At 52.8% G+C, this 2,816-nt stretch carries 2 protein-coding genes and 1 pseudogene; all 3 read right to left on the bottom strand.

The genetic code is table 11. From position 1 onward, the window contains the following. Window positions 1–312: 312 nt before the first annotated feature. Window positions 313–1,059 (bottom strand): ankyrin repeat domain-containing protein, encoded by a 747-nt coding sequence (locus tag DD606_RS24400; protein ID WP_032610238.1) that lies wholly within the window; start codon window positions 1,057–1,059, stop codon window positions 313–315. 11 nt (window positions 1,060–1,070) lie between these two features. After that, window positions 1,071–2,537, bottom strand: a complete 1,467-nt coding sequence (locus tag DD606_RS24395; protein ID WP_129259358.1) for a phospholipase — start codon at window positions 2,535–2,537, stop codon at window positions 1,071–1,073. Between the two features lie 25 nt (window positions 2,538–2,562). After that, a pseudogene (locus DD606_RS24390) lies at window positions 2,563–2,816 on the bottom strand (serine/threonine protein kinase); the annotation flags it as partial.

Genomic DNA, 2,816 nt, shown 5'->3' with positions numbered 1-2,816 from the left:
CTGTGCCGAGAAGGGTCAGCGTCAGCGCGAACGACTCGGACATCGCCTCGCGGCCGGAGAGTTTCCAGAAGAGCAGCCCCTCCACCGGGAGCTGGACGGTAATTCGGTTGAGCATAATCTTTATTCCGTAATGGTTTATGCTGGGAACGTTTATGAACGTAAAGCTAATTTCGACGAGGTGGATTTGGATTGATGCAATGCTGGGTTGATTTGTCTGGAGGTACGAACTTTCGTTTTTATAAATCCAAAGAGTGCAGGCTTTTGGAAGCTCCGGAAAAAACCTTATCTCTGGCTTTCATGAAAGTTGAGCAATCACTTAACCGGCGCGGGTGGCCATTCGCCCCCCTTCTGGATGAGCTTCTCTTTTATTTCGTTTAATTTCTCGTATTGCTCACTGCCTCGCTCAAGTCCATTAAGCGCGTCCGCGAGCGCATTGCTCATCGACCAGCCATTTTTGGCCTTAATTGACGGATCCGCTCCTCGATCGAGCAGCAACAAGACATGATCGTAAGCCTGGTTATCCAGCGCATCAAACACCAGCGTTTTACCCAGTGAGTTGGTTGAGTTGACGTCAGCACCGCGATTGAGCATGGCTTCCAGCGTCTCTGTATTTTTCGCTTTTAGCGACTGGAAGATGATGGGTTCGTGGAAAACCTTATCTTTCACGTTGGGTGAGAGGCCACCGTCCAGCATCGCGTCGATCCAGTCCGCACTGTCTCCCTTTAGGGCAAATTCGGCAGGACTGCTTTTTCCCTGCGGTCGAGGCTGGAGCGGATCTGCGCCAGCCTTAACAAGCAACGTAATCACCTTTAAATGGGGCGATGTCTTTTTATCATTAATCGCGTTGCCGATGGCCCAAAAAAGCAGGGTCATATCCTGCTTTCCCGGTTTATTAAGATCGCTGTCTGGTGCAAGCGTCTTCACCGCGTCGACATCGCCTTCTTCAATCGCTTTCGCCAGTTCAAGCTGCTGACCGCTGAAGTAGTCCTGTGGATTAAGGTCCATATCCTGCTTACACCCCTGAATCATGAATAAAAAACATAACGCGACAAAAGCCATCAACCCTTTTTTCACAATCGACTCCCGATTATCGAAATATCCTCATCCTTCTGTTGCTCTATGCAATCAATCGCCTGATTAATCCCGTGGCGGTCCAGCGCACTTCCGGTTCCACCGGGAAGGTCATGGGGTATTCCGGCAGCATTAGGGCTCAGCGCAGAGATTTCCTCTTTGAGGATCCACGAAGGGACATGCCCTTTCATCGTTTTCAGATCTTCCCAGGGGTTAACTTCCTGAATCTTCGTCAGCAGTTCACCTTCAACCCGATACGCCTGGATATTATCCGTACTGCCTAATATCTTACCGCCGTATTTTTCTACGGTTCCGGCATTGAGGCCGGCGGCGTTAAACGTCCACCCCGCTTTCCCGCTGCCCATAGAGGTTGCAGAGGCGAGACCACCGCCAAGGGAATGACCGGCAATATCAATATTCTGGCCTGACCTTGCCAGCTCCTTACCGATACTCACGGCCTTTTTATAATAATCTGAAGCCATACCCATGCCCTGTGAGAAGTTGTTCGACCAGTCAGCCCCGTTTACCACCGGCGCCAGTTCCCCTTTGGTCAGTAGAGAGGAGACATTCTCAGACAGAGAGGCGAAGCCAGGCTCGCGCGATCCCCTGAATACCAGCGTGGGGTTCATATCTGCACCAAACACTTCCGGCTTCGGTTGATAGACGCGCGCCAGAAAATTGGGGGACGTATCATCGTCAAAGAGCATGGATTTATTCAGCCCGAACTTTCCTAACAGCACATCGTCATTACTGATATCCGTCCATCCCTCCGGCACGCCCGGTGTGGTTTCCAGCGGGTTCACGGTCTTATAAATATTTTCCGCAAGCTTCGCTTTTTCCACCGCGATATTATTCGCCGCCAGACGTTTCGCGGCGATCTGGGCATCCGGATAAAGGCTATTGCTCCCCTTCGCGATCAGATCTTTACGCGCCTGCCAGCGTTCTGCTTTGGTCATCTTCTGAAGCTGCCCGGCATAGGTTTTACCGTCCTTGCCCGGAGTAGGTTCATCCGGCACCTGTGCCGTTTTAGATTTCACCACCTGTTTTGGCAGAACCGTTGGCGCAGGGCGAGATCCGTACGTTCTCACCATAGTTTCGTAGCGGTCAACAATTGTACTCACCGGATACCAGCCCAGGCCGACCAGCGAGGCAGCCTGGAGTTGCCCTTTGGCGTTGATATAAAAAATTTCCGTTACTGATGACCAGTCACGAAAACTTTCGTCAATGGCAACCACTCTGCCCATCTCTAAATCCTGCGCGATCAGCGTACGGGTATCGCGCCCGGACTGATAAGGATTCGCACCGGTGATCGTGCGCAGCAGATCGTAGCGCGTGAAGAGTGAGCGCAGCGAATGGTCGGGAACCGACATAATCCACTGTCCGGCAACGGACGGGCGGATTATTTTCGCAAACAGCGCTGGCGAGACGTTCTCGTGGAACAGATAGACAAACTTGATGTTATACATTCGCTCCGTCCTGTTACCCGCAGGCTTACGGATTCACCAGCCAGGTGCCTGGCTTCGCAATATCCAGCGTCTGGGTACGCGTTCTTCCATTGCCTTCCAGTTCAATGCGGGTCTCGCCCGCAGGCAATTTCAGCGATGCGTAACCGTTATTCCCCGGACGCAGCGCTTTAGACTCGCCGTTCACCTTCAGCGTCTCGCCATCAAGCATGCGGATGTAGACCAGCGCGACCGGGCTGGCGTCGACAGGCGGCGCACTCTGCTGCGCCGTAGCAGGTGGCG

Source organism: Enterobacter cloacae complex sp. GF14B, from assembly GCF_004136805.1.
In the GTDB taxonomy this organism is placed as follows: domain Bacteria; phylum Pseudomonadota; class Gammaproteobacteria; order Enterobacterales; family Enterobacteriaceae; genus Enterobacter; species Enterobacter hormaechei_C.
The sequence above is the reverse complement of the archived record's forward strand: the minus strand, read 5'-3'. Positions and strand labels throughout refer to the sequence as shown.

Bases quoted from the DNA above. Each gene is read 5' to 3' on its own strand.
- DD606_RS24400 (WP_032610238.1), bottom strand. From the start codon at position 1,059: ATGGCTTTTGTCGCGTTATGTTTTTTATTCATGATTCAGGGGTGTAAG.
- DD606_RS24395 (WP_129259358.1), bottom strand. From the start codon at position 2,537: ATGTATAACATCAAGTTTGTCTATCTGTTCCACGAGAACGTCTCGCCA.